This is a genomic window from Streptomyces sp. NPDC002004, assembly GCF_053593975.1.
On the sequence record NZ_JBSFDP010000028.1, the window covers coordinates 71215 to 97969 of the forward strand.

Consider the following 26755-nt stretch of genomic DNA (forward strand, 5'->3'; position numbering starts at 1 on the left):
AGCGACAGCGCCGCCGGGCACTGACGCCGCGCCTACCAGCAGGTACGCTCAACGCGATATGAGCAGCGAGATCTCCCCCCAGAGCCAGGGCCAGGGCCAGGACCGGACCCAAGGGCTCCGTAAGCCGCGCGTCGCCGTCGTGTTCGGCGGCCGCAGCTCCGAGCACGGCATTTCGGTCGTCACCGCGGGTGCCGTGCTGCGCGCCATCGACCGGTCCACGTACGACGTGCTGCCCATCGGCATCACGCGCGACGGCCGCTGGGCGCTGACCGCCGACGAGCCGGAACGCATGGCCATCACCGACCGGCAGATGCCGACCGTGGAGCAGCTCGCCGAGTCGGACGAGGGCGGCGTCGTCCTCCCCGTCGACCCCGGCACCCGCGAGGTCGTCTACACCGAGCCGGGATCGGTCCCCAAGGCGCTCGGCGAGGTCGACGTCGTCTTCCCGATGCTGCACGGCCCGTACGGCGAGGACGGCACCCTCCAGGGGCTGCTGGAGCTGTCCGGGACCCCGTACGTCGGCTCCGGTGTGCTCGCCTCGGCCGTCGGCCAGGACAAGGAGTACATGAAGCGGGTGTTCACCTCCTTCGGGCTGTCCGTCGGCCCGTACCTGGTGATCCGCCCCCGCGAGTGGGAGCGCGACGAGCCCGGGGCACGCAAGCGGATCGCCGAGTTCGCCGGCGAGCACGGCTGGCCGCTGTTCATCAAGCCCGCGCGCGCGGGCTCCTCCTTCGGCATCACCAAGGTCGACTCCTTCGACGGCCTCGACGAGGCGATCGAGGAGGCCCGCCGGCACGACCCGAAGATCCTCGTCGAGGCGCTGCTGCGCGGCCGCGAGATCGAGTGCGGCGTGCTGGAGTTCGAGGACGGCCCGCGGGCCAGCCTGCCCGCCGAGATCCCGCCGGTGCAGTCCCACGACTTCTACGACTTCGAGGCGAAGTACATCGACTCGGCGGACGGCATCGTGCCCGCGCCGCTCACCGACGAGCAGACCGCAGAGGTACGCCGGCTCGCCGTCGAGGCCTTCGAGGCCGCATCCTGCGAGGGCCTGGTCCGCGCGGACTTCTTCCTCACCGAGGACGGCGAGTTCGTGATCAACGAGATCAACACCATGCCCGGCTTCACGCCGATCTCCATGTACCCGCGCATGTGGGAGGCCACCGGGGTCGGCTACGCGGAGCTGGTGGACCGCCTCATCCAGGCGGCGCTGCGCCGCTCCACCGGGCTCCGGTAGCCCCGTCCCCACCCCTTCAGTCGGCGATCCCCTTGGGGATCGCCTTCTTGATGGGCGCCGCGAAGTCGGTGAGCGGCCCCGCGCCGTCACCGGCCCGCTGCTTCGGCAGCGTCACCTCGACATAGGCGCGGCGCAGCGTGGTCGTGAAACGCACCGACCCGTCGCTCTGCTTCTGCACGAGCCAGCCGACGCCGTTCGCGCCCACGCCGTACGCCGTCGCGTCGTCCATCGCCGCGGGCCGCTCGACACCGCAGCGCAGTATGATCGCCGGATCACCCCACCCCGCTGTGAGGTAGGAGTGCGGCGTCGGATCGTTCCTGTCGAGCCCGTCGACCTTGTCGGGGAGCCGTTGGTGCAGGTCACGGCAGAGCCGTGCCCCCTCGGCACCGGGTGAGGGAACCGTCGCCGGGTTGCCCGAGGGGGAGCAGCCCACGGCGGCGAGGAGCAGGGCGAGGCCGGGCAGGCCGATGAGCCGGTGACGCAAACTGTTCACCGGCCAAGGGTAGACGGGGGCTACAGATGGACGACCGGGCAGGTCAGCGTGCGCGTGATGCCGTCCACCTGCTGGACCTTGGCAACCACCATCCGACCCAGGTCGTCCACGGTGTCCGCCTGGGCGCGCACAATCACGTCATAGGGTCCGGTCACGTCCTCGGCCTGGATCACGCCGGGGATTTGGCTGATCGTCTCGGCGACGGTCGACGCCTTGCCGACCTCCGTCTGGATCAGGATGTACGCCTGTACCACGGAACCTCCAGGGCGGCCACGAGGATCATGTGGGGAGAAGGGACGCCACGGTATCGCGTCGCCGCACGCCGCGGGGAGACCCACGGAGGCTGTGGCGTGCTGGCCGGGGTGCACGGACCGAAACAAGTCGACGTTCACGTCGACCGTACCCAGGACAATGACGGCCCGCGAGCGCAGGTCGGCTGGCACAACCGGGACGAACAACCGGTGCGAAAGGGAAGGGTGAGGTGCGGTGAAGGGAACCGTCGGCGAGTTGGGGGAGTTCGGGCTCATCAGGGAGCTCACCTCGCGGCTCACCACGACCCCGGCGGTACGGCTCGGGCCGGGCGACGATGCCGCGGTGGTGGCAGCGCCCGACCGCCGGGTGGTGGCGAGCACGGACGTGCTGCTGGAGGGACGGCACTTCCGGCGTGACTGGTCCACGGCCTACGACGTGGGCCGCAAGGCCGCCGCGCAGAACCTCGCGGACATCGCCGCCATGGGAGCCGTGCCGACGGCGCTGCTGCTCGGTCTCGTCGTCCCCGCCGACCTGCCCGCGACGTGGCCGGTCGAGCTGATGGACGGCCTGCGCGACGAATGCCAGGTGGCCGGGGCGGCCGTGGTCGGCGGCGACGTCGTACGCGGCGACACCATCACCGTCGCGATCACCGCCCTCGGCGATCTGCGCAACCACGAGCCGGTCACCCGCGCCGGTGCGCAGCCCGGCGATGTCGTGGCGGTCACCGGCTGGTTGGGCTGGTCCGCCGCCGGGCACGCGGTGCTCTCGCGCGGCTTCCGCTCGCCCCGCGCCTTCGTCGAGGCACACCGCAGGCCCGAGCCGCCGTACCACGCGGGCCCCGCTGCTGCCGGGCTCGGCGCCACCGCGATGACCGACGTCAGCGACGGCCTGATCGCCGACCTCGGCCATATCGCCGAGGCCAGCAAGGTCCGCATCGACATCCGCTCCGGAGCCGTCGACGTGCCGTCGCAGATGAACGACATCGGGCAGGCCGTCGGTGTCGACCCGCTGCAGTGGGTGCTCACCGGGGGCGAGGACCACGCGATCGTCGCGACCTTCCCGCCGGACGTGAAGCTGCCCGCCCGCTGGAAGGTCATCGGCGAGGTGCTGAACCCCTCCGCGCTGCCCCAGGTGACCGTCGACGGGGCGCCGTGGACCGCCAAGGGCGGCTGGGACCACTTCGGGGACATCGAGGGCTGATCATGGGAACACCGGTACCGCCCAGGGTGCTCACCGTCGCCGGGTCCGACTCCGGCGGTGGCGCGGGCATCCAGGCCGATCTGAAGACGATGCTGGCGCTCGGTGTGCACGGCATGAGCGTGCTGACCGCCGTCACCGCACAGAACTCCGTCGGTGTGCAGGGGGCCTGGGAGCTGCCCGTGGAGGCGGTGCGGGCCCAGTACCGCAGCGTCGTCGACGACATCGGCGTGCAGGCCGTCAAGACCGGCATGCTGTCGTCGGCGCCGCTCGTGGAGGCCGTCGCCGCACTCGTCGCGGAGACCGGCGCACCCGTCGTGGTGGACCCCGTCGGGGTCTCCAAGCACGGCGACCCGCTGCTCGCCGCGTCCGCGCTGGACGCGGTCCGCACCCTGCTGCTGCCCACCGCGACGGTCGCCACCCCGAACCTCGACGAGGTCGCCCAACTCACCGGGGTGCGGGCGGAGTCCGAGGACGACCTGCGCCGCGCCGCGGCCGCCGTCCTGGAGTACGGGCCGCGCTGGGCGCTGATCAAGGGCGGGCACCTCGCAGGGGACGCCCTGGACCTGCTGACCGACGGCTCCGACGAGCACTGGCTGCGCGCGCCCCGCTACGACAACCGGCACACCCACGGCACCGGCTGCACCCTCGCCAGCGCGATCGCCTCGCAGCTGGCGAAGGGGGACTCCGTTCCCGAGGCCGTCACGGCGGCCAAGGCCTACGTCACCGGCGCCATCGCGGCCGGATTCCCGCTGGGTGCGGGCATCGGGCCGGTGGATCACGGGTGGCGGTTCCGGGCACCCGGGACGAGCGCCTCGTAGTCCTTGAGCACGATGCCGTTCGCCGCCTTCTCCGTCAGACGCTTGAAGAAGCCGGCCAGGAACCGCGAGCTCAGCAGCCGGTACGTACGGTCGCGGCTGCGGATCCTGCGCTCGGTCGGCGGGGCGAGGAACGGGCCCGCGTTGCCCGAGAGCTTCTGGCAGCCCTTGGCGTAGTCGCGGATCTCCGCCTCGTACGCGGCGAAGGCGGTCCGGTGGTCGCCGCCGGCCGTGGCCAGTTCACCGGCCAGCACATACGCGGCCACAAGTGCCGTACCCGTGCCGATGCCGCCCATCGTGGCGCCGTAGCCGGCGTCCCCGAGCAGCACCACGCGGCCCTGCGACAGCCGGTCGATGTGGATCTGGGCGATCGCGTCGAAGTACAGGTCGTCGGTGTCCCGCAGCGCGTCCAGGACCTGCGGGGCGTACCAGCCCATGTCCCGGAAGCCTTCCTCGAGGATCTTCTTCTGGGCGGCGGGGTCGTGCCGGTCGTAGGCGAGCTGCGGCGACTTAAGGACCAGGAACGCACCGGCGCTGTGCGGATCGCCGTCGTAGTTGCTGATGCCGAGCATGCGGCCCGGGTCGCTGTGGATCCGCGCGGTGCGGTTCAGGCCCAGGTGGTTGGGCATGGGGAACCCGGCCACGTAGTAGCCCAGGAACCGCAGGTACCGCGACTCGTCACCGAAGGCGAGACGGCGGGTGCGCGAGTGCAGGCCGTCGGCGCCCACCACGAGGTCGAAGCGCCGCGGCGCCCCGCGCTCGAAGGTGACGTCGACCCCGTCCGCGTCCTCGGAGAGGGAGGCGACCGAGTCCCCGAAGACGTACTCGACGTCGTCCCGGGTGCGCTCGTGCAGGATCGCCGAGAGGTCGGCCCGGTTGATCTCGACGTCGCCGCTCATCAGATACGCCGGGAGGTCGACGCGTTCGCGGTCCTCCGCGTCGACGATGGTCTGGCGGCCCATGTGGGTCTGGCGCCGGTGCACCTCGTCCCGGATGCCCGTCCGCTCCAGCACCGTGCGGTGCACGTGCCCGCGGAAGTCGACGGCGAAGCCGCCCTGGCGCAGTGCGGGCGCCTTCTCGACGACGGTGACCCGGGCGCCGTACCGGGCCAGCCAGAGGGCGGCGGCCGGTCCGGCGACGCTGGCGCCGGAGACCAGGACGCGGAGATGGCGGAGGGGGCCGGTGGCGGGGGAGTGCGACTGGTTCGCTGTGTTCGTCATGGTCATGAGGTTCGGGGACGGTGCTTACCGTCCGCGCACCGGTCGCTGACCGCCGCTGACCGTCCCCTGCGCGGCCGTCGCCGCGGCCGCCGGACTCCCCGTACGATCGCCGGCCGTCGCCCTCACGGTCCGTCGAGTGCCGCGGCACCCAGGGCCCGCCCCCGGGCGAAGGCCCTGTCGTACGCCTGCGGGGACAGCTCTTCGCACACCCGCCCGTGCACGGGTGCCACATCGGGATCACCGGCGATCAGCGTGCCGCGCAGCGCGTCGGCGGCGCCGAGCAGGACGGCCGCCCGCTCGGGTGTCTCGGCGACCGCCGCCAACGCCTCGGCGCACTCGGCGAGTTCGGCACCGGTGACGGCGGCGGACTCCGCCAGCAGGGCGCGGGCCTGCGCGAACCGTTCCCGGGCCTCGTCGACCTGCCCATCGGCGACGGCCGTGCGGCCCAGACCGACGAGGATCCGCGCGGTCTCGCCCACGCTGAACCAGTTGGCGGCACACGCCTCCAGGGCCTCCTCGTAGTGCACCCGCGCGCGGGCCGGGTCCCCCGACCGGCGCGCCGCGTCGCCGAGGCCGCGCCGGGCACCGGCCACCTTGTCGGGCACCCCGGCCGTACGGGCCAGCGCCTCGGCTCGCCTCAGGTGGCCCTCGGCCAGGGCGGGGTCGCCGAGCCGCAGCAGAACGGCTGCCCGGCGCAGCAGCAGATCGGCGGTCTCCTCGGGCGCCGCCAACTCCCCGACGTGTCCGAGCCCTTCGTCGATCAGCTCCAGCGCCCGCGCCCGCTCTCCCCGCCAGTCCGCGAACATGCCCAGCGGATCCAGGCAGTTGGCCATGCCCCAGCGGTCACCGGTGCGGCGGAAGCCGTCCAGCGCGCGGCCGAACGCCGCCTCGGACGCGTCGGTGCGCGCCGTGAACAACTCCTGGAAGCCCTCCGCGACGTCCAGCAGCGCAAGGCCCCACGGATCGTCGCCGATCTGGATGCGGGCCCGCTGCCGGTCCGCCGGACGCGGGCCGCCCGCCAGCGCCCACAGCACCATCGTGAACGGCAGCCGCAGCCGGCGGTCCAAGCCCTGGAGGAGGGCGCCGACCCGCTCGATGCGCTCCGGCTCCGCCGGGTCGTCGCCGTTCCCGGTGACCGTGTTGAGGACGCACAGGACGTACTCCTCGACCAGGCCGTCCGGCGGCTCGGGGCCGACGGCCGCGAGCAGTTCACGGGCGAGCCCGGTCTGCTCCCCGTGCAGACCGCGCAGCCGCCAGAACCACGACAGCGCGGCCATCAGCCGCAGGGCGCTCCCGGTGGCCGACCCGGCCAGGTGCCGCAGGGCGGCCTCCAGGTTGCCGTGCTCGGCGTCCAGCCTCGCCAGCCACGGCAGCTGCCCGCCGCCCCGCAGAAGGGGCTCGGCCTCCTCGGCCAGGCGCAGGAAGTACGCCGCGTGCGCGTCCCGCAGCCCCTCCCGCTCGCCCTCCTCGGCAAGCCGCTCGGCGCAGAAGGCCCGGATCGTCTGCAGCATGCCGTAGCGCCCGTCGGCCACCTCCACGAAAGACTTCTCGGCGAGCGAGGCCAGCAGGTCCTCCGGATACGCGACGCCGCACACCGCCTCCACGGCGTCCAGGCCCGCCCCCGACGGGAACACGGTCAGCCGCCGTGCCAGCTCCCGCTCCTCGTCGTCCAGCAGCTCCCAGCTCCACTCCACGACCGCACGCAGCGTGCGGTGCCGGGGGGCCTTGGTGCGGTCGCCGCGGGACAGCACCCGGAACCGGCCGTCGGCCGCATCGCCGCCCAGCCGTTCGGTGAGCCGGACGGACAGTTCGCCGAGGGTCAGCGTCCGCAGCCGGGCCGCCGCCAGCTCGATGGCGAGCGGCAGCCCGTCGAGGGCCGCACAGACCGCGGCCACGCGCCCGTGGTCCGCCCCGGGCACCGCGTCCGGACGCACGGCGGCGGCCCGGTCCAGGAACAGCCGCACCGCGGGCCCGGCCGGCAGCGGGGGCACCGGGCACAGAGCCTCGCCCGTGATGCCCAGGGACTCCCGGCTGGTGGCGAGCACCCGTACGCCCGGGCAGGCGCCGAGCAGCAGCGCGGTGATCCGGGCGGCCTCCTCGACGACGTGCTCGCAGTTGTCCAGGACGAGCAGCAGCGTGCGGTCCTCCAGAGCGGTGAGCAGCCGCCCCGTGGCGTCCGTGCCCTGCGCCCGCAGGCCGTCGCGCACCCCCAGCGCCCCGAGGAGCGCGTACGGCAGACGGGACCCGTCGCCGAGGGGAGCCAGCTCGACGTAGCAGACGTCCTCGCCGGAGCCGTCGCCGCGGACCCCGCGGGCGCCGGGTTTCCGCGCCCGGTCCGCCCACGCGCGGGCCGCCTCGATCGCGAGCCGGGTCTTGCCCGCGCCGCCCGGCCCCGTCAGCGTCACGAGCCGGGTCCGCGCCAGCAGCTCGTCGATCCGGGCGAGCTCCTCCTCACGCCCCACGAAACGGGTGAGCTGCGCCGGCACCCCCTGCTGCCGTACGGGCTCCCGGCCCTGGAGCAGCTCGCGGTGCAGGGCCGACAGCTCCGCCGACGGGTCCGTGCCCAGTTCGTCGGCAAGGGTGCGGCGCGCCGCCTCGTACACCGTCAGCGCCTCCGCCGGCCGCCCGGCCGCGTGCAGCGCCCGCATCAGCTGCCCGTACAGGCGCTCGCCCAGCGGGTGCGCGGCGATCAGTTCGCGCAGCTCGGGTACGAGCGCGGAGCCCCCGCCGAGGGCGAGATCCGCCTCGATCCGGTCCTGCACGGCGGCGAACCGCAGCTCGTCGAGGCGGGCCACGAGGGCCTGCCCGTCGGGCAGGTCGGCGAGGGCCGGGCCCCGCCACAGGCCGAGCCCCTCACGCAACAGCCCGGCGGCCCGGCCCGCATCCCCGGCCGCGAGCGCCCGCCGTCCCTCGCGGGCCAGCCGTTCGAAGCGGTGCACGTCCACCGTGTCGGGATCCACCGCGAGCCGGTAGCCGGTAGCGGTCCCGGCTATCTCCAGGCCGAGGCGCCGGCGCAGCCGGGACACCTGGGACTGCAGCGCGTTCGCCGCGCCGGAGGGCGGCTCGTCCCCGTAGAGCCCGTCCGTCAGCCGGGCCGTCGGGACGCTACGGCCCGCGTCGAGCAGCAGCAGCGTGAGCAGCGTGCGGGGGCGCGGACCACCGGGGTCGAGAGGGGAGCCGTCGCCGGAACGCACGTCGAGGGGGCCGAGGATGCCGAAGTGCACCCGGTGATTCTGGCAAAACCACCGGTGGGAGGGCGCCCGAACGCGGCGACAGGGTCGCGATCACGCCCCACGGCATGGGACGGAACATGCCGAACCGCAGGCGAGCGGACACACGAAAAAGCCGGCCCACCCGAAGGTGGACCGGCTTCACAGCAACCAGCTAGGTGGCCGCGCTGCGATTGCGTCAGCGCGAGACCTTGCCGGCCTTGATGCACGAGGTGCAGACGTTGAGCCGCTTCGGCGTCCGCCCGACCACGGCACGCACGCGCTGGATGTTCGGGTTCCAGCGACGGGACGTACGGCGGTGCGAGTGCGAAATGTTGTTGCCGAAGCCCGGCCCCTTGCCGCAGACGTCGCAGTTGGCAGCCACGGGTCACTCCAAAGACTTCAGATGCACTTACGGTTGAATCCCGGCATGCCGGGATCGAGTGATCTGGTTGGCGTTGCCAGGGGTATGGCCCGATTCGGATCGGACAACCGGAGCAGCATACAACGGCTGCGTCGGTACAACGAAACTACCATGGTCGGCCCGGCCCCCGGCCCGGGCCCTCTTCCGCCCGGGCCCCGGCCTGGGTCTACGCTGCGTCCCAGTCCAGCAGCAAGGAGGCGCAGGTGCCGCAGGTGCCGGAGACCCTCGACGCCGTCGCGGTGCGTGCCTGGTGCGGTCTCGCACTGGACGCGCTGGGACGGGCCCGCGAGGAGATCGACGCGATCAACGTCTATCCGGTCGCCGACGGGGACACCGGCACCAATCTCTTCCTCACCCTGGAGTCGGCCGCACAGGCCGTCGAAGCGGTCTTCACCGGCCTCGCCCCGCAGCGGCCCTCGCTGGCGGAGGCCGTGCGCGCGATGGCCCACGGCGCCCTCATCGGGGCCCGGGGCAACTCGGGCACCATCCTCGCGCAGCTGCTGCGCGGCATGGCACAGGTGCTCGCCGCCGACGGCGACGCGGCCCGCACCGACGGCCACGGGCTGCGGCTCGCACTGCGCCGTGCCGCCGAGTCCGCGTACGAGGCCGTCGCCCACCCCGTCGAGGGCACCGTCCTGAGCGTCGCCGCCGCCGCGGCCGACGCCGCCGACGGGGCCGAGGGCGACTGCGGCACGGTGGCCCGCGCCGCCTACGAGGGCGCATGCGCCGCCCTGGCCGCCACACCCGCCCAGCTCGCCGTCCTGGAACGCGCGGGCGTCGTCGACGCGGGCGGCCAGGGACTCGTCGCCGTGCTGGCCGCGCTCGCCCGGACCCTCACGGGCGAGGACCCGGCCGCAGGGGCCCCCGAACCCGCCCGCGCGGGCGACGCCTCCGCCCGGGTCCCGCACCCCACGCGCGCGCAGGAGCGCCGGGAGGCGTGCGGTGACGGCCCCGACACCGGCGGCCCCGCCTTCGAGGTGATCTATCTCCTGGAGGCCGACGACACCGCGGTCGACCGGCTGCGCACCCGGCTCGACGCGCTCGGCGACTCGCTCGTCGTGGTCGGCGGCGACGGCCTGTGGAACGTCCATGTGCACGTCGACGACGCGGGCGCCGCCGTCGAGGCGGGCGTCGAGGCCGGGCGGCCGTACCGCATCCGCATCACCCACTTCGGCCTGGGCGACGCACACATCGCCGCGCCGGACACCGCGAGCCGGCCGCCCAGGGAACGCACCCAGCGCGCCGTCGTGGCCGTCGTACCCGGCGAGGGCCTGGCCGGCCTCTACACGGAGGCCGGGGCCACCACCGTGCTCGCCCGCCCCGGCGAGCCCCCCGCGAGCGGCGAGCTGGCCGAGGCGATCCGCGAGGCCCACGCGCGCGAGGTCGTGCTGCTCCCGAACGACGCCGAACTGCGCCACACCGCCGCGGCGGCGGCCGAGCAGGCCCGCGCCGACGGAGTGCGCGTCGCGCTCATCCCCACGCGCTCCGCCGTGCAGGGCATCGCCGCGCTCGCCGTCCACGAGCCGGAGCGGCGCTTCGACGAGGACGTCGTCGCCATGACATCGGCGGCCGGGGCGACCCGGTACGCCGAACTCGCCGTCGCCGAACGGCAGGCCTGGACCATGGCCGGCATCTGCCAGGCGGGCGACGTGCTCGGCCTCATCGACGGCGACGTCGCCGTCATCGGCTCCGAACTCGCCGCCACCGCCGAGACCGTCCTCGACCGCATGCTCGCCGCCGGCGGCGAAATGGTCACCCTCGTCCTCGGCGAGGACGTGCCCGACACGCTGGCCGACGGTCTCGAACGGCACGTGCGCGAAGCCCATCTGGCGGTGGACACCGTGGTGTACCGGGGCGGCCGCCGGTCGGCCCTGCTGCTCATCGGCGTGGAGTAGACCTCCTCGGCGCGGAGCGGTCAGGGGCGCCCGTGCCCACGGGGCGGGCGGTGCGTCGACCGGGGGGCGACGCCGTCCGGGCCGGCCCGGAGACCCCCGGGGGGGGCGGAACCCCGTGGACACGCGAGGGACGGAAGGGGCGGGGCAGGGGGAGAAGCGCCCCGCTGTCACCGGCGTGGTGTGCAATGGATTCCGTGCCCACGCTGGAAGAACCCCTGAAGAAGGTGGTCGGCCCCGCCACCGCGAAGGTGATGGCCGAACACCTCGGCCTGCACACCGTCGGCGACCTCCTGCACCACTATCCGCGGCGCTACGCCGAACGCGGTGAGCTGACCCGCCTCGCCGACCTCCCCCTGGACGAGCACGTCACCGTGGTCGCCCAGGTCGCCAGTGCCCGCATCCTGAAGTACGGCGGCGGCAGCGGCCAGCGCCTCGAGGTCGTCATCACGGACGGCAGCGGCCAGCTCCAGCTCGTGTTCTTCGGCCGCGGCGTCCACAAGCCGCAGAAGGACCTGCTGCCCGGCACCCGCGCGATGTTCGCCGGCAAGGTCTCGGTCTTCAACCGCAAGCTCCAGCTGGCGCACCCGGCGTACGAACTGCTGCGCGGCGACGGCGAATCCGCCGAAGCCGTCGACTCCTGGGCGGGGGCGCTCATCCCGATCTACCCGGCCACCGCCAAGCTGGAGTCCTGGAAGATCGCCAAGGCGGTCGACGCGGTGCTGCCGAGCGTCCAGGAGGCCGCCGACCCGCTGCCGCCCGCGCTGCGGGAAGGCCGCGGCCTGGTGCCGCTCGCCGAGGCGCTGGTGAAGATCCACCGGCCGCGGACCAAGGCCGACGTCGCCGACGCGCGTGCCCGCCTCAAGTGGGACGAGGCCTTCGTCCTCCAGGTCGCCCTCGCCCGCCGCCGCCACGCCGAGGCCCAGCTCCCGGCCGTCCCCCGCAGGCCCGGGCCCGACGGCCTGCTCGACGCCTTCGACGCCCGCCTCCCCTTCACCCTGACGGAGGGGCAGCAGAAGGTCTCCCGGGAGATCTTCGACGACCTCGCGACCGACCACCCGATGCACCGCCTGCTCCAGGGGGAGGTGGGCAGCGGGAAGACCATGGTGGCCCTGCGCGCGATGCTCGCCGTGGTGGACGCCGGCGGGCAGGCCGCGATGCTCGCGCCCACCGAGGTGCTGGCCCAGCAGCACCACCGCTCCATCACCGAGATGATGGGGGAGCTGGCCGAGGGCGGGATGCTCGGCGGGGCGGAGCAGGCCACCAAGGTGGTGCTGCTCACCGGCTCCATGGGCGCCGCCGCGCGGCGGCAGGCACTGCTCGACCTGGTCACCGGCGAGGCCGGGATCGTCATCGGCACGCATGCGCTGATCGAGGACAAGGTGCAGTTCCACGACCTGGGGCTGGTCGTGGTCGACGAGCAGCACCGCTTCGGCGTCGAGCAGCGCGACGCCCTGCGCGGCAAGGGGCACTCCCAGGGGGAGAAGCGGACGCCGCATCTGCTCGTCATGACGGCCACGCCCATTCCGCGCACGGTCGCGATGACCGTCTTCGGCGACCTGGAGACCTCGGTCCTCGACCAGCTCCCCGCCGGCCGCTCGCCGATCGCCAGCCATGTCGTGCCCGCCCAGGACAAGCCGCACTTCCTCGCCCGCGCCTGGGAGCGCATCCGTGAGGAGGTGGCGAACGGCCACCAGGCGTACGTGGTGTGCCCCCGCATCGGCGACTCCGCCGACGAGAACGGCGGCACGGCCGAGGCCGGCAAGAGCGCCGGGAAGTCCCCCGAGGACGAGGCCGAGAAGCGGCCCCCGCTCGCGGTTCTCGACGTGGCCGAGGACCTGGCGCAGGGCGCCCTGCAAGGGCTGCGGGTCGAGGTGCTGCACGGCAGGATGCAGCCCGACGACAAGGACGCGGTGATGCGCCGCTTCGCCGCCGGCGGGACGGACGTCCTCGTCGCGACGACGGTCATCGAGGTCGGCGTGAACGTTCCCAATGCGACGGCGATGGTGATCATGGACGCCGACCGGTTCGGCGTCTCGCAGCTGCACCAGCTGCGCGGCCGTGTCGGCCGTGGCTCCGCACCCGGACTCTGCCTCCTGGTCACCGAGATGCCCGAGGCGAGTCCCGCCCGGGCCCGGCTCGGCGCCGTCGCCGCGACACTCGACGGCTTCGAACTCTCCCGTATCGACCTCGAACAGCGCCGCGAGGGCGACGTACTCGGCCAGGCCCAGTCCGGCGTCCGCTCCTCACTGCGGGTGCTCGCCGTCATCGACGACGAGGAGATCATCGCCGAGGCCCGCGCAGAGGCCACGGCCGTCGTCGCCGCCGACCCCGAGCTGGAGCGGCTGCCCGGCCTGCGCACGGCCCTGCAGGCCCTGCTGGACGAGGAGCGGGAGCAGTACCTGGAGAAGGGCTAGGGCCTGTCGTCACATTCCCGTCCGCCCCGCGACGCCCGGCACGCCCCCCACTGCCTCAAGGGCGTGGGAGGTACCCCCACTCGCCGCACCGGGCGAAAGCCCGAGTACGTCCAGTACGAGGACTTCCGCCCGGCACTCCCCCAGCCTTCGGCCGGGGGGACCCCCAGAGCACGCACCGGACGCCGCGGAGCCGCCCTTCGGGCGACGACGGGAATGTGACGACAGACCCTGGGGAGCCCCGGGTGCCGGGCGCCGACGGGGAAAACGGCACCACGGCTCGGCTCGCCCCGCGGCTGGCCATATCGTGGAGCTGACACGACCCACCCCCCAGCGAAGGACCCGAGGCCACCATGACCCGCGTGATCGCCGGCCAGGCCGGCGGGCGGCGCCTGGCGGTGCCGCCGGGCACCGGCACCCGCCCCACCTCCGACCGGGCGCGCGAGGGCCTCTTCTCCACCTGGGAGTCCCTGCTCGGAACGCTCCACGGCATCCGCGTCGCCGATCTCTACGCGGGCTCGGGCGCCGTGGGACTGGAGGCCCTGTCCCGGGGCGCCGCCCACGTCCTGCTCGTCGAGGCCGACGGCCGGGCGGCCCGTGTCGTCCGGGACAACGTCCGCGCGCTCGGCCTCCCCGGCGCCGACGTACGGGCGGGCAAAGCCGAACAGATCGTCACGGGACCGGCGCCCGGAGAGCCGTACGACGCGGTCTTCCTGGACCCGCCCTACGCCGTCCCGGACGACGATCTTCGCGAGATTCTGCTCACACTCCGCACTCGGGGCTGGCTCGCGGACGACGCCCTCGTCACCGTGGAGCGCAGCACCAGAGGCGGCGAATTCGCGTGGCCGGACGGCTTCGAAGGCCTGCGGGCCCGTCGCTACGGCGAGGGCACGTTTTGGTACGGTCGCGCCGCCTCTACGTGCGACAACGCATCAGCAGCCGCACCATGACCGGACCGGAGAGCGAGGAACCACAGTTGCGCCGCGCCGTCTGTCCGGGGTCGTTCGACCCCATCACCAACGGACACCTCGACATCATCGCCCGCGCCTCCAAGCTGTACGACGTGGTGCACGTCGCGGTGATGATCAACCAGTCCAAGAAGGGCCTGTTCAGCGTCGAGGAGCGGATCGAGCTGATCCGCGAGGTCACCGCCGAGTTCGGCAACGTCGAGGTGGAGGCCTTCCACGGCCTTCTCGTCGACTTCTGCAAGCAGCGCGACATCCCCGCCATCGTCAAGGGCCTGCGCGCCGTCAGCGACTTCGACTACGAGCTGCAGATGGCCCAGATGAACAACGGCCTCTCGGGCGTGGAGACCCTCTTCGTGCCCACCAACCCCACCTACAGCTTCCTGTCCTCCTCGCTCGTCAAAGAGGTCGCCGCCTGGGGCGGCGACGTCTCCCACCTGGTGCCGCCGCCCGTTCTGGAGGCCCTCACCGAGCGCCTCGGCGAACGCGACTGAACTGATAGCCCGTCACCCGGTGTCGGGCGCCGCCCGACTGCCCGTACAGTCGCCCTTGTCCGTCTCCCACCGCGCCCGTACACAAGGCCGGTGGGATCCGTCCCAGGCACAGAGAGTGGCGAGCACACGGTGGACGTGCAGAAAAAGCTCGATGAGATCGTCGCGGCGGTCGGCAGCGCCCGGTCCATGCCCATGTCGGCCTCGTGCGTGATCAACCGCGCCGAGCTGCTCGCGATGCTCGAGGAGGTGCGCGCGGCCCTGCCCGGCTCCCTGGCGCAGGCCCAGGAGCTCATCGGCGGCCGCGAGCAGATGGTGGAGCAGGCCCGGCAGGAAGCCGAGCGGATCATCGAGACGGCGCACGCCGAGCGCGGCTCCCTGATCTCCGACACGGAGGTCGCGCGCCGCTCCCAGGCCGAGGGCGACCGCATCCTCGCCGAGGCGCGCCAGGAGGCCGAGGAGATCCGCGCCGAGGCCGACGACTACGTCGACTCCAAGCTCGCGAACTTCGAGGTCGTGCTCACCAAGACGCTCGGCTCGGTCGGCCGCGGCCGCGAGAAGCTGCTCGGCACCGGGCCGGGCATCGACGAGCACGGCTACGAGGACGAGGACGCCCCCGAGCGCAGCCAGGACCCCGAGACCCTGCGCCGCACCGCCGACGAGTACGTCGATGTGAAGCTCGGAGCGTTCGAGGCGGTCCTCGCCAAGACGCTGGAGGCCGTCGGCCGGGGCCGCCAGAAGCTCCACGGGCGGATCGCCACGGACGAACTGGGCAGCCTCAGCGGCGACGCGATGCTCCAGGGACACGCCACCGACGCCGAGTACCTCGCCGAGCTTGCGCAGATCGGCGAGGCCGAGCAGCCGCAGCAGCCGCAGCCGGCCCGCGAGCCCGCCGTGGCGCAGATCCCCGCCCAGCAGTCGTACGGGCAGCAGGACGCCTACGGCTACCAGCAGGAGCCGTACGCCTACGGCGGGCAGGACCCCTACGGGTACCAGCAGCAGGCCGATCCGTACGCCGCCTATCCGCAGCAGGGCTACGACCCGAACCAGGCCTACGACGCGAGCCAGGGCTACGGGCGTCCCCAGCAGTCCCAGGACGGGGCCGGCGCGCTTGACGAGACCAGCCTCTTCGACACCGGCATGATCAGCGCCGAGCAGCTGCGCCAGTACGAACAGGGGCGCTGAGCCGGACCGTCACGGCGCGCGGGAGAGGGGCGTACCGGCCCCTGCCGATGCGGATTGGGCCGACGGCGAAAGGTCCAGTATCCTGGCTCTTCGGTCGCGTGTGCACTGCGCTGCCTTCGTGGGCTCCACAGGCGTCCGCGATCCTGGCTGCCCGTTTCGGGGTGGCCGCCCCATGAGCTCCACTCGATTTTGAAGACCGAAAGCAGGAATGGCCCTGAACGCCCGCCTCGACCACCGCAACCCCCTCGTGTTCGACACACACGAGCTGGGACGGCGTCCTGGTGCGCTCCAGCGCCTGACCCGCCAGGTCGACACCCCGAAGGACTTCGGTATCGAAGGGGTCGTCGGAGTGCCGGAAGGCGCCCCGCTGGAGCTCGAACTCCGACTCGAGTCGGTCATGGAAGGTGTGCTTGTCACAGGCACCGCCCGTGCGGCCGCCGAGGGGGAGTGCGTAAGGTGTCTGGAGCCGCTGGAGCTGGAGCTCGAAGCGGACTTCCAGGAGATGTTCTCGTACCCTGACGCCGACGACCGGGGCCGCATGATCGCGGAACCGGGCGACGACGCCGAGGAAGACGAGGACAGGCTCTTTCTCGAGGACGGCCTGTTCGACCTCGAACCTCTGCTGCGTGACGCGGTGGTGCTCGCACTGCCGATGCAGCCGGTGTGCCGGGAAGACTGCCCGGGCCTGTGTTCCCAGTGTGGGGCGCGGCTCGCGGACGACCCGGACCACCACCATGACGCCGTCGACATTCGTTGGGCGGCACTGCAGGGACTCGCCGACTCCGTTCAGGGCGGCGAGAAGGACGAGATGAGCGGCGCCGAAGCGGGCGTCGACGAGAAGCAGGAGAAGTAGCCGTGGCTGTTCCGAAGCGGAAGATGTCGCGCAGCAACACGCGCCACCGCCGGTCGCAGTGGAAGGCTGCGGTCCCCACCCTGGTTGCGTGCGAGCGCTGCCACGAGCCCAAGCAGCAGCACATCGCGTGCCCCGCTTGCGGCACCTACAACAAGCGCCAGGTCCTCGAGGTCTGAGCGGCTGGTGAGAGGCTCCATGTCTGACGCCAAGGCGGACTCAAACGCCAGGAAGAAGGCGGACAACACGGCCTCGTCCCACACGCTTCTGGAAGGGCGGCTCGGCTACAAGCTCGAGTCCGCCCTTCTGGTGCGTGCGCTGACCCACCGTTCGTACGCGTACGAGAACGGCGGTCTGCCGACCAATGAGCGGCTCGAGTTCCTCGGGGACTCCGTGCTCGGACTGGTCGTGACGGACACGCTGTATCGCACCCACCCCGACCTGCCCGAGGGCCAGCTGGCCAAGCTGCGGGCCGCGGTGGTCAATTCGCGTGCGCTGGCGGACGTGGGGCGCGGGCTCGAACTCGGTGCCTTCATCCGGCTCGGCCGGGGCGAGGAAGGCACGGGCGGCCGGGACAAGGCCTCCATCCTTGCCGACACCCTTGAAGCGGTGATCGGCGCGGTCTATCTCGACCAGGGGCTCGATGCGGCGGCGGAGCTGGTGCACCGCCTGTTCGACCCGTTGATCGAGAAGTCCTCGAATCTGGGCGCGGGACTGGACTGGAAGACCAGCCTCCAGGAGCTCACCGCGACCGAGGGGCTCGGCGTGCCCGAGTACCTGGTCTCGGAGACCGGCCCGGACCACGAGAAGACCTTTACTGCTGCCGCCCGCGTCGGAGGCGTCTCGTACGGCACCGGCACCGGCCGCAGCAAGAAGGAAGCGGAGCAGCAGGCGGCCGAGTCCGCCTGGCGCGCGATCCGCTCCGCGGCGGACGAGCGGGCGAAGGCGGCCGAAGAGGCCGCCGCGGCCGCGGGGGGGGGCGGGGGCGGCCGCGACCGTTGCATCGGGTGGGCCGACACCCCCAGCGAGGCCGCGAGGCGGCCCCCCAACCGCGCGGGGCTGCGCTGCGGCGGGGGGCGGGGGGGGGGTGCGGGGCCTCCGCGCCCCCCGCGGCCGCGGCGGCGGCCGGGGCCGCCGCCAAGCAGACAGAGGGAAGCACCGACGCCCCCTCGACGTCCGCCTGACCCACCCCTTCCGAGTGCCCGCCCCTTTCCGGGGGCGGGCACTTGCGCATTCCGGGTCGGTTGGTTCCCCGGCACACGGTGAGCCTGCGGCGCTTGGGCGGGTGCGCCGTCTGTGGGTGGTGGGTCGGGTGCGCGTGCGGTCTGCGGTGCTTGGCGGGTGCGCCGTCTGTGGGTGGTGGGTCGGGGGCGCGTTCGCTCTGCGGTGCTTGGCGGGTGCGCCGTCTGCTCGTGGTGGGTCTTGCCCGCGCCCCGGCCTGCGGCACTCGGGCGGGTGCGCCGCCTGTGCGTGGTGGGTCGGGTGCGCGCCGGGACCTCCGTCCTCGGACCGGCGCGCCTGCGTCACACGTTCAGACACTCGGCACTTGCGCGCCGGCCGCTGCGGGCGGAGGTCCCGCCACGCCCCCTGCGGCCGGTTCGGCGGGTTTCCCGCCGCGGGGCGGGCTGCCGTTTCCGCTCCCGCTGTGGAGCTGCGCCGACGGCAGTCGGTCGGCCGCGGCAGTGCGAGGGCCCGCCGCCGGTCCCGTTCCCGCTGTGGGCATGCGTTCCGCCTGGGGCGATGGGGGTCCCCCCTGCTCGAGCGCAGCCGAGAGCTTGGGGGAGGGTGGGCACAGCCCCGGTGCCGGGTGACTGTGCGGGAGGCGTGCGCGTGGTGCCGAGTAGGCGGGGCGCCCCCGGTGCCGGGTGCCGGGTGCTGCTGGAGGAGGCCGGATGTGGTGCCGGTGGGGTGGGAGAGGGTGGCGCTCCCATGTCGGGGGCAAGGAGGAGGGCCGGGCGTCGGGCCGCGGTCGGGTGGCGGAGAATTGGGGGGTGCACCGGTTCGGGGGTGCGGGGCCGTGGGCGAGAGGGGAACGCGATGCCGGAGCTGCCGGAGGTCGAGGTCGTGCGGCGGGGCCTGTCCCGCTGGACAGCCCACCGCACCGTGGCCGACGTGGAGGTCCGCCACCCCCGCGCCGTGCGCCGCCACCTCGCCGGCCCGGAGGACTTCGCGCTCCGGCTGAAGGGCGAGCGCCTCGGCGAGCCGAACCGCCGCGGCAAGTACCTCTGGCTCCCGCTGGAGACCCAGGGCATCGCGATCCTGGCCCACCTGGGCATGAGCGGGCAGCTCCTGGTCCAGCCCCACGACACCCCGGACGAGAAGCACCTGCGCATCCGTATCCGCTTCGACGACGTCCAGGGCACGGAACTCCGCTTCGTGGACCAGCGCACCTTCGGAGGACTGTCGCTCCACGAGACCACGCCGGACGGTCTGCCGGACGTCATCGGGCACATCGCCCGCGACCCCCTCGACCCGGAGTTCGACGACGCGGCCTTCCATCTGGCGCTGCGCCGGCGCCGTACGACGATCAAGCGTGCCCTGCTCGACCAGTCACTGATCAGCGGGGTCGGCAACATCTACGCGGACGAGGCCCTCTGGCGCGCCAGGCTGCACTACGAGCGCCCCACGGCGACCTTCACGCGCCCCCGTACCGCCGAACTCCTCGGCCATGTGCGGGACGTGATGAACGCGGCCCTGGCCGTCGGCGGCACCAGCTTCGACAGCCTGTACGTGAACGTCAACGGTGAGTCCGGCTACTTCGACCGGTCGCTCGACGCGTACGGGCGCGAGGGCGAGCCCTGCCGCCGGTGCGGGACCCCGATGAGGCGCCGGCCCTGGATGAACCGGTCCAGCTACTTCTGTCCCCGCTGTCAGCGGTCCCCGCGCGCGGTGTCGTAGCGCTCCTGCGCCTGGAGAACCTCGTCCATCCGGTCCTCCACGAGTTCGATGAGGGCCTTGAGCCGTTCCGTCACCTGCCGGCCCAGCGGGGTGAGTTCGTAGTCCACGCGCGGCGGGTTCGTGGGCTGCGCGTCCCTGTGCACCAGGCCGTCGCGCTCCAGTGCGTGCAGCGTCTGGGACAGCATCTTCTCGCTCACGCCGTCGACCCTGCGACGCAGCTCGTTGAAGCGGAAGGTGCCGTCGTGCAGCGCCCCGAGGGTGAGCGCTCCCCAGCGCCCGGTGACGTGCTCCAGCGTGCCGCGCGAGGGGCACGACCGCGAGAACACGTCGTACGGGAGAGCCGCGCCGGACGGGTCGCTCTCCGTACAGACGGTCGACTCGCTGCCGGCGGCCGACCCACTCGCGAGGGAATCCATACCCCTCACCATACTCCGGGGCAGCGCTGTGTGCAGGGTTGCGCTAACTAGAAGTTAGTGCTTTTCTTTTTTCATCGTTCACGAGCTGCTGAGGAGCTTTTCCATGACCAGCCCCGTCGTTTCCATCGCCTACCACTCCGGTTACGGCCACACCGCTGTGCTCGCCGAGGCCGTCCGGGCCGGGGCCGTGCAGGCCGGGGCCGCCGTTCACCTGATCAGGGTCGACGAGATCACCGAGGACCAGTGGGCCCTGCTCGACGCGTCGGACGCGATCGTCTTCGGCTCGCCCACCTACATGGGCACCGCGTCCGGTGCCTTCCACGTCTTCGCCGAGGCGACGTCGAAGCGCTGGTTCGGCAGCGACTGGAAGGACAAGCTCGCCGCCGGATTCACCAACTCCGGCTCCAAGAGCGGCGACAAGCTGCACACGCTGCAGTTCTTCCAGACGCTCGCGGCGCAGCACGGCATGAACTGGGTCAGCCTCGGTCTGCACCCGGGCTGGAACACCAGCGAGGCCTCCGAGCACGACCTCAACCGCCTCGGCTTCTTCGCCGGCGCCGCGGCCCAGAGCAACAACGACGAGGGTCCCGACGGCGTGCACAAGGCCGACATCGCCACCGCGGAGCACCTGGGCCGCCGTGTCGCCGAGACCGCGAGGATCTTCACGGCCGGCCGTGCGGCGGTGGCCGGCGCCTGAGCCGTCCACCGCCGGGACGGGCGGCTCAGAAGCCGAAGTCCCCGGTCCACCAGGGGCCGCCCGATCCGAGGACCACGCCGACGCCCGCCGTCCGGTACTGACAGTTGAGGATGTTGGCGCGGTGCGCGGGGGATGCCATCCAGGCGTCCACCACGGCCTTGGCGTCGAACTGCCCGCGGGCTATGTTCTCGGCGCCCAGATTGCCGATCCCGTCCTGGGTGGCGCGGTCCCACGGGGTCCGGCCGCCCGGGTCGGTGTGGCCGAAGAACCCGCGGGCCTTCATGTCCGCGCTGAACTTCTCCGCGAGGTGGTTGAGCGAGGAGCTCGAGGTCAGATCCACACACCCGGCCTTGGCCCGCTCGTCGTTCACCAGGCGGAGCACCTCGGCCTCGGCGGCGTCGGCGGAGACGGTCGTCTTCGACGGCGCCGCGGCGGACGCGGACGCGGTCGGGGCCGCGGGCGTCGTCGGGGACACGGTGGGCGGCTTGGGGGCCGTGGTCCCCGCGTGGCTGGGGGACACGGCCGGGGGCTTCGGCTGCGTGGTCGCCGTGTGCGTCGGCGTCGGGGTCGCCGGCTTGGGCGGTGTGGTCGCCTCGTGCGTCGGAGTCGCGGTCGGCTTCGGCGGCTTGGGCGGGGTGGTCGCCTTGTGCGTGGGCTTCGCGGTGGGCGACTTGGGCGGGATGGTCGCCTTGTGCGTGGGCGTCGCGGTGGGCTGCGTGGTCGCCTCGTGTGTCGGCGTCGGCTTGGGCGGGGTGGTCGCCTTGTGCGTCGGCGTCGCGGTGGGCGGCTTCGGCGAGGCGGGCACCTTGTGCGTCGGCGACGCGGAGTGCGTCGTCCTGCGGGGCGCCGGAGCGGCCGGCGTCGGGCTCTTCGGCTTCCTCGGCGAGGACGCGGACGCGGAGGCGCTCGGGGTCGCCGCCGGCTTCTTGGGGGCGGCGGGCCGGGCGAAGTGCGTCGCGCTCTCCCCGCGCGAGGGCTCCACGGCAGGCGCGCCGGGCGCCTTGCCCGCGCGGCTCGGCGAGTGCGAGGGGCCGACCTTGGCGGGGCCATCCGTGCCGCCCTGCGGCTCCACACTGCTCGTGGGCGTGCCCGCGGCGGACTGCACACGGTCCTCGCCGGTGAAGTTGAACGTGCCGCCGCCCGGCAGCACGCCCGTGGTCACCGCGACGACACCCAGGGCGACCGCCACGGATATGCCGAGCAGACCGGTGCGCACGGGGCCGGACGGACCCTTCCGGTTGCGGTTCCCGTCGGCGGCGCCCCCGTCTCCGCCGGATCCGTCCCCGGCGGAGCCGTCGACGGCATAGAGATATGCGTCACTCTCGGCCGTGTCGTACGCACGGTCGTTCCCGTGGAACGCCTGACCGGCACGGTCGTGCGAAGGGGTCTCCCCGGTGTATCCGTCGGTGCTCTGCGAGCCCGTGGTCCCTGCGGCGCGGCTCATGGCGGCGCGGCCGGCGGCGGTGCGTCGGTGGCGTCCCATATCTGGCCTTCCTCGTCCTTGCGGTCAACGTGCTCACCCGAACGAGTGAGGCGATTTGCGACGAGACGGTACCTCATGACCGAACCGGGCAAAGCGCCCTGTGACCAATCAGCCAGCTAGCGTGCACCCATGAACGAAGACGTCAGGCTCACCGCATGGGTGCGCGGCCGTGTACAGGGAGTGGGTTTCCGCTGGTACACGCGCGCCAAAGCGCTGGAGATCGGCACATTGAGTGGCTTTGCTCTCAATTTGGAGGACGGGCGGGTTCAGGTCGTCGCGGAGGGCCCCCGGGCGGACTGCGAGGCGTTGCTCGCCTGGCTCCGGGACGAGAGCGACACACCCGGGCGCGTCACCGGCGTCACGGAGATCTGGGACATCCCGCGCGGCATCTACGACGGCTTCGCCGTCCGCTGAGGACAAACGCCGAGGCCACGGCAGCCACCGGCCCGGGGACATGCCTCCGGCATCTGCGTCCGGCAGGAATGGCCTGGTGGTTGCCAAGAAACGCTTGCCGTGGCAGGCTCCGCAGGGAAGGATGATCTCTACGCCCCCCGGGGCCCGAAGGACAGGCCGGTCAGCGCGTTCCGCGGCCGTGAGCCCCCGGGTCGCCCACTTCTACGGGGCGTGATCGTGTTGACCGTCAAACTTTTTGGTGAGACGCTGGAAGCCCCGCGCACCTTGGCTGTTTGGCATGTATGAACGGCAGCAAAACTGAAGAGTGCCAAGCACCGCGGGTGCGAATCCCTCTCGACCCACACCGATTCGGTCGGTCACTCAGTGTGGAGGACCATCCATCATGGCAAAGGCGCTTCTCGGTTACGTCGGCGGCTCCGATCCGCGACTCCTCGCCGAGATGCGACGGCTCCAGCAGCGCGTACAGGACCTGGAATCCGAGCTCGGACGAATCCAGGCGGAGAACGACGCGCTGACGGCTGCCGCAGCTCACCACGGCGACGCACTCCTCGAGAGCATCGACGTACCCCAGGCGGAGCCTGCGCTCACCTGACCACTTCTGATTGAACTCGTCTACAGGTGGTCGGACTGTCCGTGTCAGCCGCTTGTCCGCATTGCAAGGGACGCTCCGGCGTCCCTTCTTTCTTGCCGGCGGCGCCCCCGTGCACCCGGCCTCCATGTCCTTTAACCCCTGATGTGCCCTGCGCGTTCATGGGTGAAACCGCGCGTTCACCGAGTGGGCCGGACGACGGGAGGTAGAGTCCAGCGGCGTGCACCTCAAGGCCTTGACCCTGCGTGGCTTCAAGTCGTTCGCGTCGGCCACGACGCTGCGGTTCGAGCCGGGCATCACGTGTGTCGTCGGACCCAACGGGTCCGGCAAGTCCAACGTCGTGGACGCGCTGAGCTGGGTCATGGGCGAACAGGGCGCCAAGTCGCTGCGCGGCGGCAAGATGGAGGACGTCATCTTCGCCGGGACCACCGGCCGCCCGCCGCTGGGCCGCGCCGAGGTCTCCCTCACCATCGACAACTCCGACGGCGCCCTGCCCATCGAGTACGCCGAGGTCACCATCACGCGGATCATGTTCCGCAACGGCGGCAGCGAGTACCAGATCAACGGTGACACGTGCCGTCTGCTCGACATCCAGGAGCTGCTGTCCGACTCCGGCATCGGCCGCGAGATGCACGTCATCGTCGGACAGGGCCAGCTGGACTCGGTCCTGCACGCCGACCCCATGGGCCGCCGCGCCTTCATCGAGGAGGCCGCAGGCGTCCTCAAACACCGCAAGCGCAAGGAGAAGGCGCTCCGCAAACTCGACGCGATGCAGGCCAACCTGGCCCGCGTCCAGGACCTGACGGACGAGCTGAGGCGGCAGCTGAAACCGCTCGGCCGGCAGGCCGCGGTCGCACGGCGGGCCGCCGTCATCCAGGCCGATCTGCGCGACGCCCGGCTGCGGCTGCTCGCCGACGACCTCGTACGCATGCGCGCGGCACTGCGCGCCGAAGTCGCCGACGAGGCCGAGCTCAAGCGCCGCAAGGAGACCACGGAGGCCGAGCTCAGGGCCGCGCTCACCCGGGAGGGCCGGCTGGAGGACGAGGTGCGCCGCCTCGCGCCCCGGCTGCACAACGCCCAGCAGACCTGGTACGAACTCTCGCAGCTCGCCGAGCGCGTACGCGGCACCGTCTCGCTCGCCGACGCCCGCGTGAAGAGCGCCACCTCCGCACCGCCCGAGGAACGGCGGGGCCGGGAGCCCGAGGACATGGAGCGCGAGGCCGCGCGCGTCCGCGAGCAGGAGGCGGAACTCGAAGCCGCGCTGGAGGCGGCCGAGCGCGCCCTCGACGACACCGTCGCGCACCGGGCGGAGCTGGAGCGCGAGTTGGCGGTCGAGGAGCGTCGGCTGAAGGACGCGGCCCGGGCCATCGCGGACCGCCGCGAAGGCCTTGCCCGGCTGAACGGCCAGGTCAACGCGGCACGTTCGCGTGCCGCGTCCGCCCAGGCGGAGATCGACCGTCTCGCCGAGGCCCGCGAGGAGGCGCGCGAGCGAGCCGCCGCGGCCCAGGAGGAGTACGAGCAGCTCCAGGCGGAGGTCGACGCACTCGACACCGGCGAGCAGGACCTCGCCGCCCGGCACGAGAGCGCAAAGCGCGCCCTGGCCGACGCCGAGGCCGCGCTCGCCGAGGCCCGCGAGGCGGTCACCACCGCCGAACGCAAGCGCGCCGCAACCGCCGCCCGCCACGAGGCACTGGCCCTGGGCCTGCGCCGCAAGGACGGCACCGGCGCGTTGCTCGCGGCCCGGGACCGGCTGACCGGACTCCTCGGGCCCGCGGCCGGACTCCTCTCCGTCACCCCGGGCTTCGAGGTCCCACTGGCCGCGGCCTTCGGCGCGGCCGCCGACGCCCTCGCGGTCTCCACCCCGACGGCGGCGGCGGAGGCGATCCGTCTGCTCAGGAAACAGGACGGAGGACGGGCCGCGCTCCTGGTGGCGGGGGAGCCCGGCGCACCGGGCACGGGGGCTGCGGACACGGCGGGGCCGGCGGAGCCCGCGCAGGACGGGCCCATGCCTCCCGGCGGGGCGCGACCGGCCGCGGAGCTGGTGCGCGGCCCCGAGGAGCTGATGGGCTCGGTGCGCCGGCTGCTGCGGGACATCGTGGTCGTCCCCACCCTCGAGGACGCCGAGGACGTCGTCTACGCGCACCCCGGCCTGACCGCGGTCACCGCCGACGGCGACCTTCTCGGGGCGCACTTCGCGCACGGCGGCTCCGCCGGGGCCCCGAGTCTGCTCGAGGTGCAGGCGTCCGTCGACGAGGCCGCGGCAGAGCTGGAGAGGCTCGCCGCCCAGTGCGAGACCCTGACCGTGCGCCAGCACGAGGCCGCCGCGCACCGCACGGAGTGCGCCGCGCTCGTCGAGGAACTGGCCGAACGCCGTCGCGCGGCCGACCGCGAGAAGTCGGGTGTCGCCCAGCAGCTCGGCCGCCTGGCGGGCCAGGCCCGTGCCGCCGCAGGCGAGGCGCAGAGGTCGGCCGCGGCGGCCGACCGCGCCCAGGAGGCCCTGGACCGGGCGGCCCAGGAGGCGGAGGAACTCGCCGAGCGGCTGGCGGTCGCCGAGGAGCTGCCCGTCGAGGAGGAGCCCGACACCCACGTACGCGACCGGCTAGCCGCCGACGGGGCCAATGCCCGGCAGACCGAGATGGAGGCGCGGCTCCAGGTACGTACCCATGAGGAGCGCGTGAAGGGGCTTGCGGGCCGGGCCGACTCCCTCGACCGCGCCGCCCGCGCCGAACGCGAGGCACGGGCGCGTGCCGAGCAGCGCCGGGCACGGCTGCGCCACGAGGCGGCGGTCGCGCAGGCCGTCGCGGACGGCGCCCGCCAGCTCCTCGCGCACATCGAGGTCTCCCTGGTCCGCGCCGACGCAGAACGCACCGCGGCCGAACGGGCCAAGGCCGAACGGGAGCGCGAGCTCGCCGCAGCCCGTACGCAGGGCCGTGACCTCAAGGCCGAGCTCGACAAGCTGACCGACTCGGTCCACCGAGGGGAGGTGCTGGGCGCCGAGAAGCGGCTGCGCATCGAACAGCTGGAGACCAGGGCGCTGGAGGAGCTCGGCGTCGAACCCGCCGGGCTCGTCGCGGAGTACGGCCCCGACCTGCTCGTACCGCCGTCGCCGCCCGCCGAGGGCGAGGAACTGCCGGACGACCCCGGGCACCCGCGCAATCAGCCGCGCCCCTTCGTCCGGGCCGAGCAGGAGAAGCGGCTGAAGGCGGCCGAACGGGCCTACCAGCAGCTCGGCAAGGTCAACCCGCTGGCCCTGGAGGAGTTCGCCGCGCTGGAGGAGCGGCACAAGTTCCTCAGCGAGCAGCTGGAGGACCTGAAGAAGACCCGCGCCGACCTGCTGCAGGTGGTGAAGGAGGTCGACGAACGCGTCGAGCAGGTCTTCACCGAGGCCTACCGGGACACGGCCCGGGAATTCGAAGGGGTGTTCAGCAGGCTCTTCCCGGGCGGCGAGGGGCGGCTCGTGCTGACCGATCCCGACAACATGCTCACCACCGGTGTGGATGTGGAGGCGCGACCGCCGGGCAAGAAGGTCAAGCGGCTGTCGCTGCTGTCGGGCGGTGAGAGGTCGCTGACCGCCGTGGCCATGCTGGTGTCGATCTTCAAGGCCCGCCCCAGCC

The 26755-nt window shown here is 73.0% G+C and carries 22 protein-coding genes and 1 pseudogene; 16 read left to right on the plus strand and 7 right to left on the minus strand.

The window, feature by feature from the left end; all coding sequences use genetic code 11:
- Positions 1 to 58: 58 nt before the first annotated feature.
- Positions 59 to 1234 carry a D-alanine--D-alanine ligase family protein gene (locus ACWCP6_RS29195; protein ID WP_450935562.1) on the plus strand — a complete coding sequence of 392 codons (1176 nt, stop codon included), beginning with the start codon at positions 59 to 61 and terminating at the stop codon, positions 1232 to 1234.
- A gap of 16 nt (positions 1235 to 1250) precedes the next feature.
- Here the strand turns inward: ACWCP6_RS29195 and ACWCP6_RS29200 are convergent, their stop codons facing one another.
- Positions 1251 to 1727, minus strand: a complete 477-nt coding sequence (locus ACWCP6_RS29200; RefSeq protein WP_450935563.1) for a DUF3515 domain-containing protein — start codon at positions 1725 to 1727, stop codon at positions 1251 to 1253.
- 20 nt (positions 1728 to 1747) lie between these two features.
- A complete protein-coding gene (locus ACWCP6_RS29205) occupies positions 1748 to 1981 on the minus strand; it encodes an Lrp/AsnC family transcriptional regulator (RefSeq protein WP_388628105.1) in 234 nt (77 codons plus the stop codon).
- Positions 1982 to 2213: 232 nt separating this feature from the next.
- On the opposite strand from ACWCP6_RS29205, the gene ACWCP6_RS29210 reads away from it, so the two are divergent.
- On the plus strand, positions 2214 to 3179 hold the full coding sequence (locus ACWCP6_RS29210; protein WP_450935564.1) for a thiamine-phosphate kinase: 966 nt from the start codon (positions 2214 to 2216) through the stop codon (positions 3177 to 3179).
- Positions 3180 to 3181: 2 nt separating this feature from the next.
- Positions 3182 to 3997, plus strand: coding sequence for a bifunctional hydroxymethylpyrimidine kinase/phosphomethylpyrimidine kinase (gene thiD / locus ACWCP6_RS29215; RefSeq protein ID WP_450935565.1), 816 nt, complete (start codon positions 3182 to 3184; stop codon positions 3995 to 3997).
- Here thiD and ACWCP6_RS29220 read toward each other — a convergent pair.
- The 3 genes from ACWCP6_RS29220 to rpmB all read right to left on the minus strand — a co-directional run bounded on the left by ACWCP6_RS29220 (position 3955) and on the right by rpmB (position 8808).
- Positions 3955 to 5214 (minus strand): FAD-dependent monooxygenase, encoded by a 1260-nt coding sequence (locus ACWCP6_RS29220; RefSeq protein ID WP_450935566.1) that lies wholly within the window; start codon positions 5212 to 5214, stop codon positions 3955 to 3957. The two genes, thiD and ACWCP6_RS29220, sit on opposite strands and share 43 nt — an antisense overlap.
- 122 nt (positions 5215 to 5336) lie before the next feature.
- Entirely contained in the window at positions 5337 to 8438 is a 3102-nt protein-coding gene (locus ACWCP6_RS29225; protein WP_450935567.1) for an ATP-binding protein, read from the minus strand.
- 184 nt (positions 8439 to 8622) lie between these two features.
- Positions 8623 to 8808: a 50S ribosomal protein L28 gene (gene rpmB / locus ACWCP6_RS29230; protein ID WP_003957616.1), complete on the minus strand. Its 186-nt coding sequence runs from the start codon at positions 8806 to 8808 to the stop codon at positions 8623 to 8625.
- Positions 8809 to 9050: 242 nt separating this feature from the next.
- Here rpmB and ACWCP6_RS29235 point away from each other — a divergent pair, with 242 nt between their 5' ends.
- The 9 genes and pseudogenes from ACWCP6_RS29235 (at position 9051) to mutM (ending at position 19542) form a co-directional block, all read left to right on the plus strand.
- Positions 9051 to 10742, plus strand: a complete 1692-nt coding sequence (locus tag ACWCP6_RS29235; protein WP_450935568.1) for a DAK2 domain-containing protein — start codon at positions 9051 to 9053, stop codon at positions 10740 to 10742.
- A gap of 185 nt (positions 10743 to 10927) precedes the next feature.
- Entirely contained in the window at positions 10928 to 13156 is a 2229-nt protein-coding gene (gene recG / locus ACWCP6_RS29240) for an ATP-dependent DNA helicase RecG (RefSeq protein ID WP_450935569.1), read from the plus strand.
- A 350-nt stretch (positions 13157 to 13506) separates the two neighbouring features.
- Complete coding sequence (gene rsmD / locus ACWCP6_RS29245) at positions 13507 to 14103, plus strand: 16S rRNA (guanine(966)-N(2))-methyltransferase RsmD (protein WP_450935570.1); 597 nt, start codon at positions 13507 to 13509, stop codon at positions 14101 to 14103.
- Positions 14104 to 14129: 26 nt separating this feature from the next.
- A complete protein-coding gene (coaD, locus tag ACWCP6_RS29250; protein WP_450935582.1) occupies positions 14130 to 14612 on the plus strand; it encodes a pantetheine-phosphate adenylyltransferase in 483 nt (160 codons plus the stop codon).
- 129 nt (positions 14613 to 14741) lie between these two features.
- Positions 14742 to 15794 (plus strand): cell division initiation protein, encoded by a 1053-nt coding sequence (locus ACWCP6_RS29255; RefSeq protein ID WP_450935571.1) that lies wholly within the window; start codon positions 14742 to 14744, stop codon positions 15792 to 15794.
- A gap of 208 nt (positions 15795 to 16002) precedes the next feature.
- Positions 16003 to 16647, plus strand: coding sequence for a YceD family protein (locus tag ACWCP6_RS29260; RefSeq protein WP_450935572.1), 645 nt, complete (start codon positions 16003 to 16005; stop codon positions 16645 to 16647).
- 2 nt (positions 16648 to 16649) lie between these two features.
- Positions 16650 to 16823, plus strand: a complete 174-nt coding sequence (rpmF, locus tag ACWCP6_RS29265; protein WP_028802425.1) for a 50S ribosomal protein L32 — start codon at positions 16650 to 16652, stop codon at positions 16821 to 16823.
- A 19-nt stretch (positions 16824 to 16842) separates the two neighbouring features.
- Positions 16843 to 17613 (plus strand): annotated as a pseudogene (gene rnc / locus ACWCP6_RS29270) (ribonuclease III); the annotation flags it as partial.
- 1068 nt (positions 17614 to 18681) lie between these two features.
- Entirely contained in the window at positions 18682 to 19542 is an 861-nt protein-coding gene (gene mutM, locus ACWCP6_RS29275) for a bifunctional DNA-formamidopyrimidine glycosylase/DNA-(apurinic or apyrimidinic site) lyase (RefSeq protein ID WP_450935573.1), read from the plus strand.
- Here mutM and ACWCP6_RS29280 read toward each other — a convergent pair.
- Positions 19515 to 19958, minus strand: coding sequence for a winged helix-turn-helix transcriptional regulator (locus ACWCP6_RS29280; RefSeq protein ID WP_450935574.1), 444 nt, complete (start codon positions 19956 to 19958; stop codon positions 19515 to 19517). The genes mutM and ACWCP6_RS29280 overlap by 28 nt on opposite strands.
- Positions 19959 to 20061: 103 nt before the next feature.
- On the opposite strand from ACWCP6_RS29280, the gene ACWCP6_RS29285 reads away from it, so the two are divergent.
- Positions 20062 to 20655 carry a flavodoxin family protein gene (locus ACWCP6_RS29285; protein WP_450935575.1) on the plus strand — a complete coding sequence of 198 codons (594 nt, stop codon included), beginning with the start codon at positions 20062 to 20064 and terminating at the stop codon, positions 20653 to 20655.
- 25 nt (positions 20656 to 20680) lie between these two features.
- On the opposite strand, the gene ACWCP6_RS29290 is transcribed toward ACWCP6_RS29285, so the two are convergent.
- A complete protein-coding gene (locus ACWCP6_RS29290; RefSeq protein WP_450935576.1) occupies positions 20681 to 22138 on the minus strand; it encodes a CAP domain-containing protein in 1458 nt (485 codons plus the stop codon).
- Positions 22139 to 22267: 129 nt separating this feature from the next.
- Between ACWCP6_RS29290 and ACWCP6_RS29295 the strand changes: the two genes are divergently transcribed.
- The 3 genes from ACWCP6_RS29295 to smc all read left to right on the plus strand — a co-directional run.
- Positions 22268 to 22552 (plus strand): acylphosphatase, encoded by a 285-nt coding sequence (locus ACWCP6_RS29295; RefSeq protein ID WP_450935577.1) that lies wholly within the window; start codon positions 22268 to 22270, stop codon positions 22550 to 22552.
- A 382-nt stretch (positions 22553 to 22934) separates the two neighbouring features.
- Positions 22935 to 23144: a hypothetical protein gene (locus ACWCP6_RS29300; protein WP_450935578.1), complete on the plus strand. Its 210-nt coding sequence runs from the start codon at positions 22935 to 22937 to the stop codon at positions 23142 to 23144.
- Between the two features lie 217 nt (positions 23145 to 23361).
- Positions 23362 to 26755: chromosome segregation protein SMC (gene smc, locus ACWCP6_RS29305; RefSeq protein ID WP_450935579.1), on the plus strand; the 3394-nt coding region annotated here is incomplete at its 3' end.

Coding starts and splice junctions, on each gene's coding strand:
- ACWCP6_RS29195 (WP_450935562.1), top strand. CDS start 59: ATGAGCAGCGAGATCTCCCCCCAGAGCCAGGGCCAGGGCCAGGACCGG.
- thiD (WP_450935565.1), top strand. CDS start 3,182: ATGGGAACACCGGTACCGCCCAGGGTGCTCACCGTCGCCGGGTCCGAC.
- ACWCP6_RS29220 (WP_450935566.1), bottom strand. CDS start 5,214: ATGACGAACACAGCGAACCAGTCGCACTCCCCCGCCACCGGCCCCCTC.
- recG (WP_450935569.1), top strand. CDS start 10,928: ATGGATTCCGTGCCCACGCTGGAAGAACCCCTGAAGAAGGTGGTCGGC.
- rsmD (WP_450935570.1), top strand. CDS start 13,507: ATGACCCGCGTGATCGCCGGCCAGGCCGGCGGGCGGCGCCTGGCGGTG.
- ACWCP6_RS29260 (WP_450935572.1), top strand. CDS start 16,003: ATGGCCCTGAACGCCCGCCTCGACCACCGCAACCCCCTCGTGTTCGAC.
- mutM (WP_450935573.1), top strand. CDS start 18,682: ATGCCGGAGCTGCCGGAGGTCGAGGTCGTGCGGCGGGGCCTGTCCCGC.
- ACWCP6_RS29280 (WP_450935574.1), bottom strand. CDS start 19,958: ATGGATTCCCTCGCGAGTGGGTCGGCCGCCGGCAGCGAGTCGACCGTC.
- ACWCP6_RS29285 (WP_450935575.1), top strand. CDS start 20,062: ATGACCAGCCCCGTCGTTTCCATCGCCTACCACTCCGGTTACGGCCAC.
- ACWCP6_RS29290 (WP_450935576.1), bottom strand. CDS start 22,138: ATGGGACGCCACCGACGCACCGCCGCCGGCCGCGCCGCCATGAGCCGC.
- ACWCP6_RS29295 (WP_450935577.1), top strand. CDS start 22,268: ATGAACGAAGACGTCAGGCTCACCGCATGGGTGCGCGGCCGTGTACAG.
- ACWCP6_RS29300 (WP_450935578.1), top strand. CDS start 22,935: ATGGCAAAGGCGCTTCTCGGTTACGTCGGCGGCTCCGATCCGCGACTC.